Genomic DNA, 17205 nt, shown 5'->3' with positions numbered 1-17205 from the left:
AGCTGGATATTATAAGGTTATTTTTCATCCGTAGTACCGGAAGATATCTGCATCTTTTTGTCCAGCTTATGTCTAGCTTATGTCCAGCTCATGTCCAGCTCATGTCCGAAATTGGACATAAGCTCAAGAAAAGCAGGCAATCAAGTATTCATCAAAAGATAAAAAATATTCAGAAGGTAGATTTGACCTCATAAAGAACTTGCCAATATAGAGCTATGCTCTAAAAGGTAAAAAAAATAAGAATTATATATTAAGGAAATAGATTAAATGCCAGAGCTTCCAGAAGTGCAAACCATTTTAAATGAATTAGAAAATGAACTAAAGGATAAACAGATAGAGGGATTGGATTGTTATCATTCTCACACTTTATTGTGGGACAAAGAGTTAACCTCAACTCCCTTTCCTGCAAAGATTATAGGTCTTGAAAGACGCGGAAAATTTATCCTTATCCATCTAACAAATGAGAATACGATTATCATTCATCTCGGAATGACTGGAAAATTGGTGCGGGACAATACCATAGCTAATCATCCTGAACACGAACGAGCCTGTTTTCGCTTATCAGAAAAAGAAAAAATACACTTTATAGATATCCGCACCTTCGGAAAAATTGTCCTTTGTCCAACTAAAAATATCCCTGCCTACTTGCCTGAACTTGGTGTTGAACCACTATCTGAGGATTTTAATCTTTCTTATTTGCAAAAAGCTCTTAAGGGTCGGAAAGCACCTATAAAAAATATCTTAATGGACCAAAAAATCATTGCTGGACTGGGAAATATCTATGCTAATGAGATTCTTTATCGGGCTAAAATCAATCCTGAAACTCCTGCTTCTTCTCTTTCTTCCCAAAGGCTTTCCAAACTTATAAAAACAACTAAGACTGTCCTTAACGAAGCCATAGAGAAAAATGGAACCTCCATATCGGATTATCGGAGGATTGATGATAAAAAAGGTGAGTTCCAGAATTTTTTACAAATCTATCAAAAAACCTCTTGTCCCCAGGGACATCCTGTCCAGAAAATAAAACAAGGTGGACGAAGCACTTATTTTTGTCCTGTTTGCCAGAAATGAAGTTTATTTTTGCAAACCTGTGTTAAAAAGTATATACTATAATAGTAGGTATTTATATCGTATAAAAGATTCCAAAAAAGGAGATTCAAAATGAAAGCCTATAAATTGAAAGATAATATCTATTGGGTTGGAGCAATAGATTGGAATTTACGCAATTTTCACGGTTATATCACCCCCAGAGGTTCCACTTATAATGCTTATCTTTTAATAGATGAGAAGGTTACGCTGATAGATAATGTTAAGTACTACCTTTTTGATGAGATGCTCGCTCGGATAAGTGATATTATTGATCCGCATAAAATTGATATTATCGTCCAGAATCATATTGAAATGGACCATTCCAGTGGTCTTCCTCAACTTATGAAAATTATTCCTGAAGCAAAGATTTACACCAATGCCAGCGCTATCAAAGGTCTGAAATTGCATTATCATCAGGATTGGAATTTTCAGGAAATAAAAAGTGGTGATAGTATAAATATAGGGAAAAATGACCTTACTTTTCTAACTACACCTATGGTTCATTGGCCTGATAATCAGGTAACCTATTGTCCGCAAGAAAAACTACTTTTTTCTAATGATGCATTTGGACAGCATATAGCTTCTAATGAAAGAGTTGAAAGTGATTTTCCTCTGGATATAGTGCTGGAAGAAGCTAAAAAATATTATGCCAATATTGTCCTTCCTTATTCCAAACAAGTGCAAAAAGTGATGGAAGCTGTTTCCTCTCTTGAAATAAATATGATAGCTCCCAGTCACGGTTTAATCTGGACAGAACATCTTCCTGAAATATTAAATGCTTATAACCTCTGGTCAAATAACATCACAGATAACCAAAAAGCCCTGGTAATTTACGACACTATGTGGAAATCCACAGAAATCATTGCTTATGCTATAGCTCAAGCTTTTGAAAATAAAGGCATTAAAGCTAAGTTACAAAACCTACAATTAACTCATATCTCGGATATTATGACAGAGGTTATGGATGCCAAATATATCTGCGTCGGCTCTCCTACTATCAATAGCTCTATTCTTCCAACCGTCGCTGCTTTTATGAGCTATCTGCAATGTCTGGCTCCAAAAGATAGAATTGGTCTCGCTTTCGGTTCTTATGGTTGGAGTGGACAAAGCGTTCCTATGCTCCATAAAATGCTGGGAGATGATAGTGGATGTGGTTTTAAAATGTTAGAACCGGTAAAAGTTCAATTTATTCCAGATGAAGAAATTCTTAATCAAATCCGAGAGAATTTAGAGCGACAACTGGATAATATGTGAGGTAATCCACTATCTCTATATATATTATGAATACTTAAATCCAGGTTTATTATTAACTTGTACTGGGTGGTTAAAAAAATATTGACGCAAGGGCTAAGAATATTATTTTAGATTATAGGATAATTCAAGGGTAAGTGGATAATGAAGAAAGAAAGCAAGAAAAAAATAATCGGTCTTTTTGATGGGATTGATGACATTATTGTTAATGATATTAAACAGCAATTAAGGACCGTCAAATTTAAAAAAGGCGATAAGATACTGCGAGAAAAGGAAGAAGGCTCCTGTCTATATGTAATTCTCAAAGGTAAAATAGAAATTGAAAAGGAGGTTGAACATTCTGAACCTCCTATCGCTCCTTTAACCGTTATGGAAGAAGGAGAATTCTTTGGCGAAATGAGTCTTCTAAATGAAGAACCTCGCAGTGCAAATGCCATTGCTCTGGAAGACACTGAATTACTTGAAATTCCTGAAGAAGAATTCCAGAGGCTTTGCTTCTCCCATCCTAATATTATGTTAAATCTGGTACGAGCTCTTTCTGAAAGACTCAGATTAACGAATGAAAGATTTGCTGGTGCTCTTAGTGAAATGATACAGAAAAACCGTTTAACAGCTATAGGAAAAGCAACCAGCAAGATAATACACGATATCAAATCTCCTCTCACCATTATTAGTTTAAATGCTCAGTTAATAGAGACCCTTTTCCCTGAAGCAGAAGAATTGACTCAAGGCATAATTAAACAAGCTAAATTGATAGATGAGCTTTTACAGGAAACGCTGGATTATATTAAAGGCAATCCCAATCATCTTATAATTCAGAAAGTAGATATGGTTAAATTTTTAAAAGATATAGAAGATACCTATGGTCCTTCACTAAAAAGCAGAAATATTGAATTGGTCATAGAAAATAAGTGTAACGAGCCGGTTTATTTTGATGAGGAACGCATCCGACGCACTATTATCAACCTCATTCGTAATAGTTCAGAAGCCATCAGTACTAAGGGCACTATAAAAATAATGGCTAATTTATCCTCAAACTGGTTACAGATAAGTGTGATAGATGATGGACCGGGTGTCCCTCCTGCTATTGTAGATGACTTATTTAAACCCTTTATAAGCTATAATAAACCTACTGGCACAGGTCTGGGGCTTTCTATCTGTCAAAAACTTGTTCAAGAACATAAAGGTAGAATAGAATACACACCAGTGCAACCTCACGGTGCTCGTTTTGATATTCGCCTTCCACAACAACATAATTTATAGAGACAAAAACTTTTCGGAGAAACCTAATTTTTAACATACTATAAAGGTAATTCATAGAATTTAAATAAAATCTTGTCAAAAAAAGCATTAATAAAAAGATGGAAAAAAGAAATCAATTTGGATGGTGAAAGATGTCAAAAGTATGTGATATATGTGGAAAAAAGGCTCAGGTTGGTAATCTTCGCAGTCATGCCTTGAATGCAACTAAGCGCCGTTTTTATCCTAATTTACATCTTGTCCGGGCTGTCGTTGATGGCGAGGTCAAGAAAATAAGAGTTTGTTCTTCCTGTCTTAAGACAAATAAAGTCCATAAGGTTGTTTAATAAGATTAACCATACTGCACTACAGTTAAATAAACAATGCCAATTGTGCTACATCGGGAATAGGACTATCCTGTTCCCGATATTTATCTAAGAGAAAATCAGGAGAATAGATGGATATTCAAGAGTTAAACTTTAGAGTGGCAACGAGTTCAGCGCTACTTGATAATTTAAGAACTGAGATTGCCAAAGTAATCGTAGGACAGGATGCTATAATCAATCGTTTATTAATTGGACTTTTAGCTAATGGTCATATTCTATTAGAGGGAGTTCCCGGTCTGGCAAAGACACTAATAATAAGCACTTTAGCTCAGGCTTTTGATTGCGTTTTTAAACGAATTCAATTCACACCTGACCTGCTTCCTGCTGATATAACTGGCACTTTAATATACAATCAAAAAACGGGTGAATTCACTACTAAAAAAGGACCCATCTTTGCTAATTTCATTCTTGCAGATGAGATAAATCGTGCTCCTGCCAAAGTTCAATCTGCTTTACTGGAAGCTATGCAAGAACGACAGGTGACTATTGGAGATACCACCTACCCTCTACCTCGTCCTTTTTTCGTTATGGCAACACAAAATCCCATAGAACAGGAAGGGACTTATCCTTTGCCTGAAGCTCAGGTTGACCGCTTTTTAATGAAGCTCAAGATTAAATATCCCAATCTGGAAGAAGAAAAGGTAATCCTTGAAAGGATGGTAGTAGAACGAGAACTTAGAGTTCATCCGGTGCTTAAACCTTCAGATTTAGATTATATGCGAGAGATATTAGCTGATTTGTATATGGAAGAAAGGTTAAAGCATTATATCCTCAATCTGGTACAGGCAACACGTTATCCCCAACGCTATCCTCGTATATCATCATTAACTGGCTTGATACAATATGGAGCTTCCCCGAGAGCTACAATCTTTCTTGCTCGTGCTGCTAAAGCTAATGCTTATCTGGAACATCGAGCTTATGTTATCCCCGATGATATAAAAGCCATAGGCAAAGATGTCTTAAGACATCGTATTATCCTTTCCTATGAAGCTGAAGCAGAACAGGTTAGTACAGAAGATATAATCACCCGCATATTTGAAGAGATAGAGGTCCCTTAAAGGATTCAATCTATGTCTTCCCCCACACCTGCAGAGATTCTTGCTCGGATTGGGAAACTGGAAATCCGAACCAAGAATCTGGTTAATGAAATCTTTAGTGGAGAATATCGTTCCAGCTTTAAAGGGCAGGGTCTGGAATTTGCTGAAGTCCGTGAATATCAAGCTGGAGATAATTATCGGGATATTGATTGGAATGTTTCAGCTCGTTTAGGTGCACCCTATGTTAAAAAATATACCGAAACCAGGGAGCTAAATGTCTTCTTTATCGTTGATGTATCAGCTTCTATGCAATTTGGCACGGTGCAACCAAAAAAACAAGAACGGGTAGCAGAAATCATTGCTCTACTTTCCTTTTCCGCTCTTTCCAATAATGATAAAGTAGGGCTGATAATGTTTTCCGACCAGCTGGAAAAGTATCTGCCTGCTCGCAAAGGTAGCAATAAAGCCTTGGAGATTTTAAGAGATGTGCTCTATCTTGAACCAGAACATAAAAATACTTCCATACTGGAAGCCCTAACCTTTGCCAATCATATTCTCAAAAAACGGTCTGTGGTTTTTATCCTTTCAGATTTTATGGATAGTGGCTATAATAAACCTCTGGAAATCCTGGCACAAAAGCATGATGTAATCGCTATCCAGATTCTGGATGAGGCAGAATTAAAATTACCTGATGCGGGAGTCCTAAATCTTTACGACCCGGAAACAGGAGACACTCTTTATTGTAATACTTCTGTCACATCTATCCAAAAAGCATATGAGGCAAGAGTTTCTAAACAACAGGAAGACCTCACTAAAGACTTGGCTAAAATGAAGGTTGATTACATAATGCTAAGAAGTATGGATTCGCATATCAAGGCTCTTAGAACTTTCTTTGAACAAAGGAGAAGAAGATTAAGAGAAGGCAGATGAAAAAAATCCTACCTTTAGCTCTAATATTGCTTTTTATAAGCTATCTTTCTGCTGTTACTATCCAACAAAAATTGGTTAATGATGATAACCTGAATGTAGGAGACCGTTTTCAACTACAAATCTACGCTGATGTTCCTTTAAAAAGTGTAGTTGTTCCAGACACATTAACTTCCTTTAAAATCATTGAAGTAGAAAAAAAGAAGGAGCCTTCCGGAAAAACCTGGTTACAGCTCACTATTGTTCCTATACTAACTGGTTCACTGAGTTTCCCTAAATTGCAAGTAATCCCGGAAATTTCAGATGGGCAAACTTATTTCACAGATGCCTTCCGGGTTATAGTGATTCCCGTTAGAGCTGAAAATGATACCACCCTGGTTGATATCAAACCTTTAGCTAAATACCCACTGCAATTACCTATCTGGGTATACTATCTATTAATTGCATTCATCATTGTGGGAATTATCTACTTGATTCTAAATAGAAGAAACAGAGGCGGAAAAGATTCCACAGTAAAGGAAACCATTCCATCTTCTACTTCTCTGGACCCTCCCTGGAAAATAGCTTTAAAACAATTGGATGAACTTTTGTCCCAGAATTTAATCCAGAAAGGTGAATATATCCGTCATCATTATGAGCTTTCCTTAATTCTACGACAATTTTTAGAACGGAAATATCGTTTCCCAGCTGTGGAAATGACCACTTCAGAAATACAACAAGTTGCCGAACGCTTATATATTGCCAGCAGTCAGGAAGTCCTGAATTTCCTGAAATACTGTGATAAAGTTAAATTTGCCAAATATATTCCCTCCCAAGAAGAAATAGAGGAATATGAGAACTGGTTGAGGTCCTGGGTGCAATCTTTTGAATTAGTAGAAGCACAACAAAAGCTTGCTCATGGAGGAATTGAGCATGCTTAGTTTTGCTCGTCCCTGGTGGTTAATAGCTCTAATTATAGTACCTTTGTTCCTCTGGTATCAATTTAAAATCCAGAAACCACATAAACTGCGATTACCATTTACGCGTTTGCCTCTTCTTAAACAGATAAAAGGAGAAAACAAGTTCTGGAAATACCTTTTCCCCATTTTAAGAAGTTTAATCTTTGTATGTTTAATTCTGGCTATAGCTCAACCCCGCTGGGGTTATGGAACACGAGATATCAGTCAAAAAGGTGTAGATATTGTTCTTGCTATAGATATCAGTGGCTCTATGCTGGCTATGGATTTTGCTCCTCAAAATAGATTAGGTGCAGCAGTTAATGTAGCAAAAGACTTCATTAAAAAAAGACCTAATGACCGTTTTGGTTTAGTAGCATTTTCAGAATATGCTCTAACCCAGAGTCCTTTAACTTTTGACCATGAAGCTATTTTAGAACAACTTGACCGCCTTCAGGTCAATAAAGAAGCATCTTTTACCGCTATTGGAGTCGGTCTTGCCAAAGCAGTAGCCAGACTTAAAGACAGCACTGCAAAAAGTAAAGTTATCATTCTAATAACCGATGGCGTTAGTAACACAGGAGAAATAGACCCCCTAACGGCAGCTAAAATGGCAAAAGCTTATGGAATAAAGGTCTATCCTATAGGAGTAGGAACAAATGGCTTGGTAGATTACCCTATTGAAGACCCCTTACTTGGTACTTACTATAGAAAAATGCAAGTAGAACTGGATATGAATACTCTTAATGCAGTTGCTGAGATTACAGGAACGGGAAAAGCTGCCCAAGCAGGAAATAAAGCACAATTACAACAAATTATGGATAAGATAGATAAGCTGGAAAAGACCACTTACCAGATTCAAATTCATTATATATGGTCAGAAAAGTTTATGCCTCTACTTTGGATTGCCTTTATCTTGCTGACCATAGAACTACTTCTGCATTTGATAGTTATGCCTATTCTTCCGGAGTAAAAAATGAATCTATATTATCCTGGAAATATCTGGTTACTACTTATTATCATTCCTTTGATAGTATCTCTATTTTTCTGGAATAGGCGTGAAAAAAAGCGCTTCTCTCGCTTTGCTAATCCTTCTTTCTATCCTGAATATCTTTCTAGTCGCTCCCAGTTTTTGCACTTTTTCAAATATATATTAATTATCTTGGCTTTAGCCTTTATTATTTTTGCTTTGCTTCGTCCCCAATGGGATTATGAAGAGCGAGAATACAGTTTCAATGGACTTGATATTATGGTCTGTCTGGATGTTTCCAAAAGTATGGATGCACAGGATATTACTCCCAGTAGACTGCTTAGAGCCAAGATGCAAATAGATTCTTTGATAGATAAGCTTAAAGGAGATCGTATTGGCATTATTGCCTTTGCGGGAGTGCCTACTCTGGAATGTCCACTTACTGATGATTATTCGTGTGTTCGCCTGGTGCTAAATAGTATTAATACTGACAATGTAGTTTCCTATGGGACGGATATTGGTGCAGCATTAGCGCTGGCAAGCAGGTCCTTTCAATCAGCTGGTGGAAGTAATATTCTTCTTTTAATAACCGATGGAGAAGACCTCGCAGGAAGCGCTATTCTTCAAGCTAAAAGATTAAGCTCACAAGGAGTTAAAATCTATGTTTTGGGTGTGGGAAGCGAAGAAGGCACTTTTGTTAGAGATGAAAAGACTGGTCAGCAAGCATTTACCAAGCTTGATACTAAGACATTACAGGCAATTGCATCCATAGGTAAGGGGAAATATTTTTCCGTTAGACCGGGGCAAGGAGAATTAGACCCCATCCTTCAGAACATTTATGCCAGCGAATCTGGTAGGGAAAGAAGTAGAAACTTCTCCATTTTAAAAGACCAGTATGCCATACCTGCCATTATTGCTATAATTATTTTATTGGTGGAAAGTCTTCTTCTACCTCTTTCTCGTAAAAGGGAAAATGTATGAAAGATAAAAAACTGCTCTTCTACAAGCTTATCCTTATTCTGGTTATACTTATTCTGTTATTCTTAATATATACTTTATTATTTAATCAGAAATCACTTAAACACAGTAGAGCAAGTGAATTATATAAAAAAGGACAGTTTGAAAAGGCAGCTAAAATCTGGGAAAAGGAATTGGATAGCAAAGATAAGGATTACCTTCCGGAAAGCAGTTTGGGTAAAGCTTTATACCAGCAAGGTAAATATGAAGAAAGCATAAAAAAACTACAGGATGCTTTGAAAGAGAATGATAAAGTCCCTGGTTTACATTATGATTTGGGTAATGCTTATTTACGGAATAACCAAATTGATAATGCACTACAAGCTTATCTAAATGCTATGCTTCTTGACCCAGATGATGAAAATGCTAAAGCAAATTATGAACTGGCACTTAAAAAGAAAAATGCTATTACCCTACAAGCTGGTATAGGAGAAAACAATAAAGACCAAAATCAGCAAAATCCTCCTGACCAATCTCTGCGTGAAGAAATGGAAAATAGATTAAATGCACTTGACCAAAAAGAAGCCAGAGATAGAATGGCAAAGAATCCTCCACCTTATAAGGGGAAAGGAGAAAAGTGGTGGTAAAAAAGTTTGCCTGTGCTCTATTGATAGTGCTCTCTCTAATGGGCATACTAAAAGCTGAATCAGTAACGGTAAATGCTTATTTAAAAGAAGATGTTATTACCTTATCTGATCAGCTACAACTGATACTGGAAATAACCTGTGATAAACAAGTAAAAGTTATTGCTCCACCAGCTCCCCAAATACCAGGATTCTCTTTTCGTAATGTAGTAGGTTCAACTTACATTGATTACTCCCTCGTTAATAAAAATTTATTCACTAAATACATACAAACTTTTACCTATATTTATATCCCTCAAAAAACTGGTACCTTCACTATTCCTTCCTTTAAAGTTAAAGTTGAGAAGAAGGAATATTATACACCCTCTTTAACTGTTCAGGTTAAAGAATCTTCACCTCCACCTCAGAAACAGTATAATCTTTCACCTTTCTTAAATCCTTTTGGAGATGAACTATTCAATCCCAATCTCATAGAAGGTGAAGTATTTTTACTCTGTATCCCAGAAACTGATCTTGCTTATGTTGGCGAACCCGTGATAATTTCCTATTATCTTTACACGGAACAAGCGGTTGAAGCTTTCTATGCTGAATCCGAAAAAGATTTTGAGGGTTACGGTAAAGCAGTCTTCCTTCAGCCTTCCTCACTTCAATATGAATCTTCTGTCTATAATAGCAAATCCTATAAACGTGCTCTTATAAAGCAGGATGTTATTTTCCCTCATAAAGCTGGAAGACTACAGATGCCAATTCTCACAGGACAGGCACAATTTCTGGGATTTTTAAATAAAACTATCAGTTCCAAACCTTGCTGGATAAATGTAAAACCTTTACCCTCTGGAGCTCCTGCTGGTTTTACAGGCGCAGTAGGAAATTTCACCGTTTCCCAGAGTGTCTCTTCTACTAAATTAAACCTTGGCGATGCTTTAACCTTCACTATTAATATCTCAGGAAGAGGAAATTTTAGCCAGTTTACCGCAGCTCCTTTCCCTAATGTAGATAAATTTCAGGTTTCTGCACCCTATATTCAGGACAAGCTGGCTAATGTGATTGAAGGAACACGTTTTATCCATTATACTTTGCTTCCACGAGAAACAGGGGAATTGACTATACCTGGATACACCTTTAGTTGGTTTGATACAACTTCTGGAGTTTATAAAACTTTCCAAGGTGCACCCCAGGAAATAAAAGTTCATCAAGCTAATGTCCTATCATATTTCTCCGGACTATTGGAAAAAGATAAACCACAGGCACTCTATCCATTGCTCAATCTTGAGTATTATCCAGATTTTAAAAATTATAGCACAGAACCCTGGTTCTGGCTTATATTGGCACTCTGTGCAATATCTCTAATCATTTCAAGTCTTGTAGCAAGAGAAAATAGATTGAAAGAATTGGAACCTGTTGCTTATGCTCAAAAAACCGCTCATCGCATCCTGAATAAGTATTTAAAAAAGGCAACAGAAGCAGCGGAAAAACTTTCCCCTGATTTCTATCCCTTGGCAGAAATTGGATTGATGGATTATCTGGCAAGAAAATATGGTGTTTCTAAAAGTCTGCCCACACCAGAACTAATTGATGCTTTAAGAACAAAAGGTATGCCTCTTGAATTACTTGAACAGTTAGAGCAATTTTTGTTGCTATGCCAGAAAGCTCGTTTTATGCCCGGAGGAGCAGAAGCTGAAAAATTGGATGAGGCTCTGCACCAATTGCGTTCCCTGGTTCAAGCCTTAAGCCGTTTTAAACCTGAAAAAGAATCCTCTAAAAAGAACAGAGTTACACTGCCTCAAAAGGATATCAACTCTAAAAATGAGGAACAATAATGAAGCACTGGATATTTATCTTCGGCTTACTCATCTTAACTTTTTCCTTATCTGCTCAAGTCTTGAATCCTGATTCTTTAAATGCAGAACAAGCATTCTATCAACAAACTCTGCAAAAATTGGAAGCTAAAGCTGCACACGGAGTTAAAAATGCAGATTTATTCTATGATATGGGGGTTTGCCATTATCAATTGGGAAACACTGGTAAAGCTGTGCTATACTTCCTTCGGGCTCTGAATCTGAATTCTGCACATAAGCAAGCTAAACAAAATCTCTTGTATATTCATAATCTGCATCCAGAGCTTTCTCCTGAGCCTAACAGACCGTTTCTCGTGCAGTTATTTTTAAATATTTATGATTTCTTTTCTTTAAACCGATTGGCTATAACTCTCTTAATATTAGCTATACTTTTAACCTTGAGTTTACATTGGCTAATGCACACTCCTTCAGAAAAGGAACGCGGTTTACCTATTCTGGCTGTAGTAATAACAGCTATTCTCTTTATCGCTTTCGGTAGTATGCTGCTGGTCAAAAATCACCGCTATCGTAATGATTCTCGTGCAGTCGTAATCGCTAATGTAGCACCCATTTATCATACTCCAGAAAGCAACAATGTTCTCCAGACTATACCTGAAGGAAGTGTAGTTGTGGTTATCAAAACCCAGGGCAAGAAAGCTCAAATTATCCTACCTGATGGAACTCAAGGTTGGGTTGATAGTAATTCTATAGAAAGAGTTGTGCCAGTAAGTAACACTAAGGAATAAACTATGCAGAAACCAAAACTATTTATCACTCGCTATATCCCCGAACCAGCTATTAAAAGATTGGAAGAAGTATTTGAAGTGGAAATTTTCCCGGAAAACCGAGCTATCACTCACGAAGAACTGAAAGAAAAAGTGAGAGATATTGATGCTTTAATCTGTCTTTTAACTGATAATATAGACCACGAAATTATAGAAGCTGCTCCTAACCTTAAGTGTATATCCGTCTATGCAGTAGGTTATAACAATATAGATGTGGAAACCGCTACTAAACATAGCATTGTTATATGTAATACCCCTGGAGTGCTAACTGAAACTACTGCCGACTTAGCCTGGGCTTTGATTATGAGTTGCGCCAGAAGAATTGTGGAAGCAGATCGTTTCGTACGGGAAGGAAAATTTCAAGGTTGGGAACCTATGCTGATGATGGGTAATGATATCTTCGGCAAAACCTTAGGTATTATTGGTATGGGCAGAATCGGAAGAGCAGTAGCTCACCGTGCACTCGGTTTTGATATGAAAGTTATATATTATGACCCTCAGGTTAATCCTGAGTCTCTTTCTTCAGATTATGTTTCTGTGGATTTGACTACTCTCTGTCAAAATTCTGATTTTATCAGTATTCACACTCCTTTAACTCCCGAAACCAGACATCTAATTGGAGAAAAGGAGTTTAATTTAATGAAATCCACTGCTATTCTGATTAATACCGCAAGAGGACCTATAATTGATGAACAGGCTTTAATATCAGCGTTAAAGGAAAATAAAATCGCTGGTGCAGGATTGGATGTGTATGAAAATGAACCCGTTATCCCTGAAGAATTAATAAAGCTTTCTAATGTTATATTATTGCCCCATATTGGTTCTGCTAGTTATGAAACCAGGACAAAAATGGCATTGCTTGCTGCAGAAAATGCCATTGCCGTAATTGAAGGGAAGAATCCACCTGCTCGTGTTAATTGAACTCTGGACAAGATAGCTTTCAAATGCGCCTAAGGTTTCATTTACCGGCTTGTTAATGAGCTTTATATTGCCTATTTTTCTGCTCTATTAACCAGAATAAAGAACCAGTAGTGAGTGATTATAAATAATCCCTGAATGAAAGAAATTAACTGCTATATTTAATAACTTGTGGATAGACTAATTCTTTTGTTCCGTTTTTAATTATGGCTCTGCAAAACAATGCGAGAGTTCATCTATCTTATTATAACAAAAAGTTATTGACGGATATAATGATTTTAAAGAAAAAGATAAAACTATTAAAATATAAAGGTATGTCAAGATGCTCGTGGCAAAGATATTTGTCTGTCTAAAACCTAATGTGCTTGACCCTCAGGGAAAAGCAGTTTGTAATTCTCTTCAGCAATTGGGCTATACCAATGTGATAGAAGCGCGAGTTAGTAAATATATAGAATTGACCTTTGATTCTGATAATGAGGAATCTACCTGGAAAGAAACGGATAAAATCTGCCAGGAGCTACTGGCAAATCCCAATACAGAACATTATTGGTTTACTTTGGAAAATAAAGAGGAAAGTCAAAGTTGAGAGTAAGTGTTATTACCTTTCCTGGTTCTAATTGCGACCATGATGCTCAAGAAGCTTTTGCCTATTATGGACATAAGAGTCGTTTAATCTGGCATAAAGATAGAGACCTGCAAAATCCAGATTTAGTAGTTTTACCAGGTGGTTTTTCCTATGGAGATTACCTTCGCTGTGGTGCTTTAGCTCGTTTTTCACCTATAGTGGAAGAGGTTATGGCTTTTGCTAAAAAGGGAGGGTTAATCCTTGGTATCTGTAATGGCTTTCAAATCCTGACTGAGTGTGGACTTCTTCCTGGCACTCTTTTACGTAATATAGGACTTGATTTCATCTGTCAGCACCAATATATTCGGGTGGAAGATAATAACACTGCCTTCACTCATCAGATTCCAGAAGGAACAGTTATGGACATTCCCATTGCCCATAAAGAAGGCAATTACTTCTGTTCTGACGAAATTTTAAAAGAACTACAAGATAACCATCAAATTGTCTTTCGCTATTGCGATAAACAGGGCAATATAAATGCCGAATATAATCCGAATGGATCGCGGGAAAATATTGCAGGCATATGTAATAGAACTCGTAATATTCTTGGGATGATGCCTCATCCAGAAAGAGCTGCAACTCCTTATGTAACCAGTAATGATGGAGGAAAAATCTTTGCTGCATTGGAAGAATACTTTAATCTCAATTGATAAACTTTTCTTTCCACCTGTCTGTCTTGCTTGTAATCAGAGGATAGAAAGTGTTAAAGAGGTTTTATGCTCCGAATGCAAAGAATTACTTTCTCCTATTACGATTAATTACTGTGATAAATGTGGTGCGCCTATGATTGATTATAGCTGTGCTTATTGTTCAGAAAATGATTTTGTCTTTGATATTGCTCGTGCTGCTTTTATTTATCAGTCGCCTGTTCGGGAGTTAATTCATAATTTTAAATACAATGCTTTTCTTGCTCCTGCCAGTTTCTTCAGTCAAGCAATAATGGAACTTCCTGAGGCTGATAAATTTGCTAATAATTTTGATTTGATTACGGCAGTTCCTTTGCATAGAGTTCGCAAAAGAGAAAGAGGATATAATCAATCCGAACTTATTGCCAAAAAGTTAGCTATTAAATGGAATATACCCTATGCTGAACCTGTTAAAAGATATCTTCCTACTCCCTCTCAGACAACTTTAAATGCAGAAGAAAGAGTCAATAATTTAAAAAATGCCTTTCGCTTAAAGAAAAATGCTGATGTAAAAGGAAAGAAAATCATTCTGGTAGATGATGTTTTTACTACTGGAACCACAGTTAATGAAGTATCCCGAGTTTTAAAAGAAGCTGGAGCAAGCAAAGTTGCCGTCTTAACTGCTGCTCGTGCGATTTGATTATGAATAAAGAATATAAAGAAATTAAAACTACTATCACTGAAGAAGAAGCCAATGAAATGATTGAAAAAGTTGCTCACTTCTTCGTTGACAGAAGTTTAGGCTCTGCTGGTATTATGCTTTTTGAATCCCTTCATCCTTTGCATGGAATTGCAAGTCAGGCTCTCTATTTTATTCTTCCTTTTGCAGAAATGATTTTTGACTCTAATCAATATCAGCGTTTTGCTCTTATGATACAAAGTGATGATTACTTTAAACGCTTGATTAAAAGGATAGATGAACTGGACGAAGAAACCAATGAAGAAAGAAGAAATAAAGCAAGACTTAAAAGACAGCGTAGAAAGAATCAACGAAAAGCCTTTTTTAAAAAAATCTTTAATAAAACAAATAAGTCAACTGAATCAACGGAGGTATAATGCAATACGATGAGAAACGCCTTACCCGAATTGTTGCCACTGATTGTGGCAGCACCACTACTAAGGCAATTTTAATTGAATGGATTGATGGAGAATACCGCCAGACCGTTCGGGGAGAAGCACCCACAACTGTGGAAGCTCCTTTGAATGATGTTACCAAAGGTGTGATTAATGCTACCCAGGAACTGGAAGAACTTGCTCGCCTTAAATACCATAATCCTAATATCAAGTTTATGGAAAATGGGGAATTTGTCATCCCCAGGCGTGGTGATGTTGGAGTAGATGCTTATGTTTCTACTTCTTCTGCTGGTGGCGGTTTGCAAATGATGGTTACAGGTGTGGTCGCTTCAATGACAGGAGAAAGTGCAGAGCGAGCTGCTTTGGGTGCTGGTGCTATAGTTATGGACCTCATAGCCAGTAATGATAAGAGAATGAATCACGAAAAGATAGAAAGAATTAGAGAATTGAGACCAGATATGATATTGATGGCTGGAGGTGAAGATGGGGGCACAATTAAGCATGTAGTAGAAATGGCTGAATTAGTTAGTGCTGCTGACCCTAAACCTCGTCTGGGATCAGGATTTAAACTCCCTGTGATTTATGCTGGAAATAAAGATGCTCGTGATTATGTGCGGGAATGTTTACAAGATAAAGTGGATTTGATTATCACGGATAATATTCGTCCCAAACTGGAAATAGAAAACCTCAAACCCGCAAGAGATAAAATCCATGAACTGTTTTTAGACCATGTGATGAAACAAGCTCCAGGCTATGATAAATTGATGAAATGGTGTCAGGGACCAGACCATGAACCTGTTCCTATTATGCCTACCCCTGCAGCTGTGGGAAATATTATGCAAGCTATTGCCCGTGAAGAAAATATTGAAGTTGTAGGAGTAGATATTGGTGGAGCAACTACAGATATCTTTTCCGTTTTTACCGAAGAATTCATTTTCAATCGTACCGTTAGTGCCAATCTGGGAATGAGCTATAGCATCTCCAATGTTCTGGCTTCCAGTGGCTTAGAGAATATTATGCGCTGGGTACCCTTAGATATTGATGAAGGGTATCTACGTAATATGATTAAAAACAAAATGATTCGACCTACTACTATCCCTTATCTTTTAGAGGAACTGGTTTTGGAACAAGCTATAGCTATTGAAGCTTTACGTCTTGCTTTTGAACAACATAAAGAGTTTGCCAGCACTTTAAAAGGAACTCAACGGCAGCGCGATATATCTGAAGCCTTCAGTCAATCCACTTCTGGTGAGACGCTGGTCAATTTGATGACCTTAGATTTGTTAGTAGGAAGTGGTGGAGTACTTTCTCATGCACCTCGTCGTAGTCAGACTATGATGTTATTAATTAATGCTTTTCTTCCTGAAGGTATCACTCGTTTGGCTGTGGATAGTATATTTATGATGCCTCATCTGGGAGTGCTTTCTGAAATAAGCACTAAAGCAGCAACTGAAGTCTTCCATAAGGATTGTATGATTTATTTAGGAACTTGCGTAGCACCGGTAGGTAAAGGGAAAGTAGGGAAACCTGCTCTTACCGCAAAATTGGAATTGCCTGATGGAAGCACTTGGGAAGAACAGATTCCTTTTGGAGAAGTTCGCTTAATTCCTTGTGGTGTGGGAGAAGTAGCAAAAGCAAACTTGAAAACCCATGGTGGTCTAATTCTGGATGAAAATAAAAATAAAGAATTAGAAGTGGAACTGAAAGGTGGAGTGGTAGGTATTGTCCTTGATACCAGAGGTAGACAACCTTTTGTGCTTCCCACAGAAAAAGCTGAACGCATTGCCACTTTAAAAAAATGGATACAGGCATTTAATGCTTATCCCGAACAGATATTAAAATAG

The 17205-nt window shown here is 37.1% G+C and carries 18 protein-coding genes; all 18 read left to right on the top strand.

Annotation, left to right across the window (positions count from 1 at the left end; translation table 11 throughout):
* The first annotated feature begins 267 nt into the window (after nucleotides 1-267).
* The 18 genes from mutM to E0946_RS02545 all read left to right on the top strand — a co-directional run bounded on the left by mutM (nucleotide 268) and on the right by E0946_RS02545 (nucleotide 17205).
* Nucleotides 268-1071: a bifunctional DNA-formamidopyrimidine glycosylase/DNA-(apurinic or apyrimidinic site) lyase gene (gene mutM, locus E0946_RS02630; protein ID WP_133200921.1), complete on the top strand. Its 804-nt coding sequence runs from the start codon at nucleotides 268-270 to the stop codon at nucleotides 1069-1071.
* Between the two features lie 90 nt (nucleotides 1072-1161).
* The gene (locus tag E0946_RS02625; RefSeq protein WP_133200920.1) at nucleotides 1162-2343 is read left to right on the top strand and encodes an FprA family A-type flavoprotein; all 1182 of its coding nucleotides are present in this window, start codon (nucleotides 1162-1164) and stop codon (nucleotides 2341-2343) included.
* Nucleotides 2344-2484: 141 nt separating this feature from the next.
* The gene (locus E0946_RS02620) at nucleotides 2485-3603 is read left to right on the top strand and encodes a cyclic nucleotide-binding domain-containing protein (protein WP_133200919.1); all 1119 of its coding nucleotides are present in this window, start codon (nucleotides 2485-2487) and stop codon (nucleotides 3601-3603) included.
* Nucleotides 3604-3734: 131 nt separating this feature from the next.
* Nucleotides 3735-3926 (top strand): 50S ribosomal protein L28, encoded by a 192-nt coding sequence (rpmB, locus tag E0946_RS02615; protein WP_133200918.1) that lies wholly within the window; start codon nucleotides 3735-3737, stop codon nucleotides 3924-3926.
* A 110-nt stretch (nucleotides 3927-4036) separates the two neighbouring features.
* Complete coding sequence (locus E0946_RS02610; protein ID WP_133200917.1) at nucleotides 4037-5023, top strand: AAA family ATPase; 987 nt, start codon at nucleotides 4037-4039, stop codon at nucleotides 5021-5023.
* Nucleotides 5024-5035: 12 nt separating this feature from the next.
* A complete protein-coding gene (locus E0946_RS02605; RefSeq protein ID WP_133200916.1) occupies nucleotides 5036-5932 on the top strand; it encodes a DUF58 domain-containing protein in 897 nt (298 codons plus the stop codon).
* Entirely contained in the window at nucleotides 5929-6849 is a 921-nt protein-coding gene (locus E0946_RS02600) for a hypothetical protein (protein ID WP_133200915.1), read from the top strand. Before E0946_RS02605 ends, E0946_RS02600 begins: the two co-directional genes overlap by 4 nt.
* On the top strand, nucleotides 6842-7837 hold the full coding sequence (locus tag E0946_RS02595) for a vWA domain-containing protein (protein WP_133200914.1): 996 nt from the start codon (nucleotides 6842-6844) through the stop codon (nucleotides 7835-7837). Before E0946_RS02600 ends, E0946_RS02595 begins: the two co-directional genes overlap by 8 nt.
* 3 nt (nucleotides 7838-7840) lie before the next feature.
* Entirely contained in the window at nucleotides 7841-8815 is a 975-nt protein-coding gene (locus E0946_RS02590; protein WP_133200913.1) for a VWA domain-containing protein, read from the top strand.
* On the top strand, nucleotides 8812-9438 hold the full coding sequence (locus E0946_RS02585; RefSeq protein ID WP_133200912.1) for a tetratricopeptide repeat protein: 627 nt from the start codon (nucleotides 8812-8814) through the stop codon (nucleotides 9436-9438). Before E0946_RS02590 ends, E0946_RS02585 begins: the two co-directional genes overlap by 4 nt.
* Complete coding sequence (locus E0946_RS02580) at nucleotides 9432-11255, top strand: BatD family protein (protein WP_133200911.1); 1824 nt, start codon at nucleotides 9432-9434, stop codon at nucleotides 11253-11255. Before E0946_RS02585 ends, E0946_RS02580 begins: the two co-directional genes overlap by 7 nt.
* Nucleotides 11255-12019 (top strand): tetratricopeptide repeat protein, encoded by a 765-nt coding sequence (locus tag E0946_RS02575; protein WP_133200910.1) that lies wholly within the window; start codon nucleotides 11255-11257, stop codon nucleotides 12017-12019. Before E0946_RS02580 ends, E0946_RS02575 begins: the two co-directional genes overlap by 1 nt.
* Nucleotides 12020-12022: 3 nt before the next feature.
* Nucleotides 12023-12979 (top strand): 2-hydroxyacid dehydrogenase, encoded by a 957-nt coding sequence (locus E0946_RS02570; protein ID WP_133200909.1) that lies wholly within the window; start codon nucleotides 12023-12025, stop codon nucleotides 12977-12979.
* 319 nt (nucleotides 12980-13298) lie between these two features.
* Entirely contained in the window at nucleotides 13299-13562 is a 264-nt protein-coding gene (gene purS, locus E0946_RS02565; RefSeq protein WP_133200908.1) for a phosphoribosylformylglycinamidine synthase subunit PurS, read from the top strand.
* Complete coding sequence (gene purQ, locus E0946_RS02560; protein ID WP_133200907.1) at nucleotides 13559-14251, top strand: phosphoribosylformylglycinamidine synthase I; 693 nt, start codon at nucleotides 13559-13561, stop codon at nucleotides 14249-14251. The genes purS and purQ overlap by 4 nt, the downstream gene beginning before the upstream one ends.
* Nucleotides 14199-14927, top strand: a complete 729-nt coding sequence (locus E0946_RS02555) for a ComF family protein (RefSeq protein WP_133200906.1) — start codon at nucleotides 14199-14201, stop codon at nucleotides 14925-14927. Before purQ ends, E0946_RS02555 begins: the two co-directional genes overlap by 53 nt.
* A 2-nt stretch (nucleotides 14928-14929) precedes the next feature.
* Nucleotides 14930-15343 (top strand): hypothetical protein, encoded by a 414-nt coding sequence (locus E0946_RS02550; protein ID WP_133200905.1) that lies wholly within the window; start codon nucleotides 14930-14932, stop codon nucleotides 15341-15343.
* Nucleotides 15343-17205 (top strand): glutamate mutase L, encoded by a 1863-nt coding sequence (locus E0946_RS02545; protein WP_133200904.1) that lies wholly within the window; start codon nucleotides 15343-15345, stop codon nucleotides 17203-17205. The genes E0946_RS02550 and E0946_RS02545 overlap by 1 nt, the downstream gene beginning before the upstream one ends.

This window comes from Candidatus Syntrophosphaera thermopropionivorans (genome assembly GCF_004353895.1).
In the GTDB taxonomy this organism is placed as follows: Bacteria; Cloacimonadota; Cloacimonadia; order Cloacimonadales; family Cloacimonadaceae; genus Syntrophosphaera; species Syntrophosphaera thermopropionivorans.
Note: the sequence above shows the minus strand (reverse complement) of the source record. Positions and strands in the feature narration are given on the sequence as shown.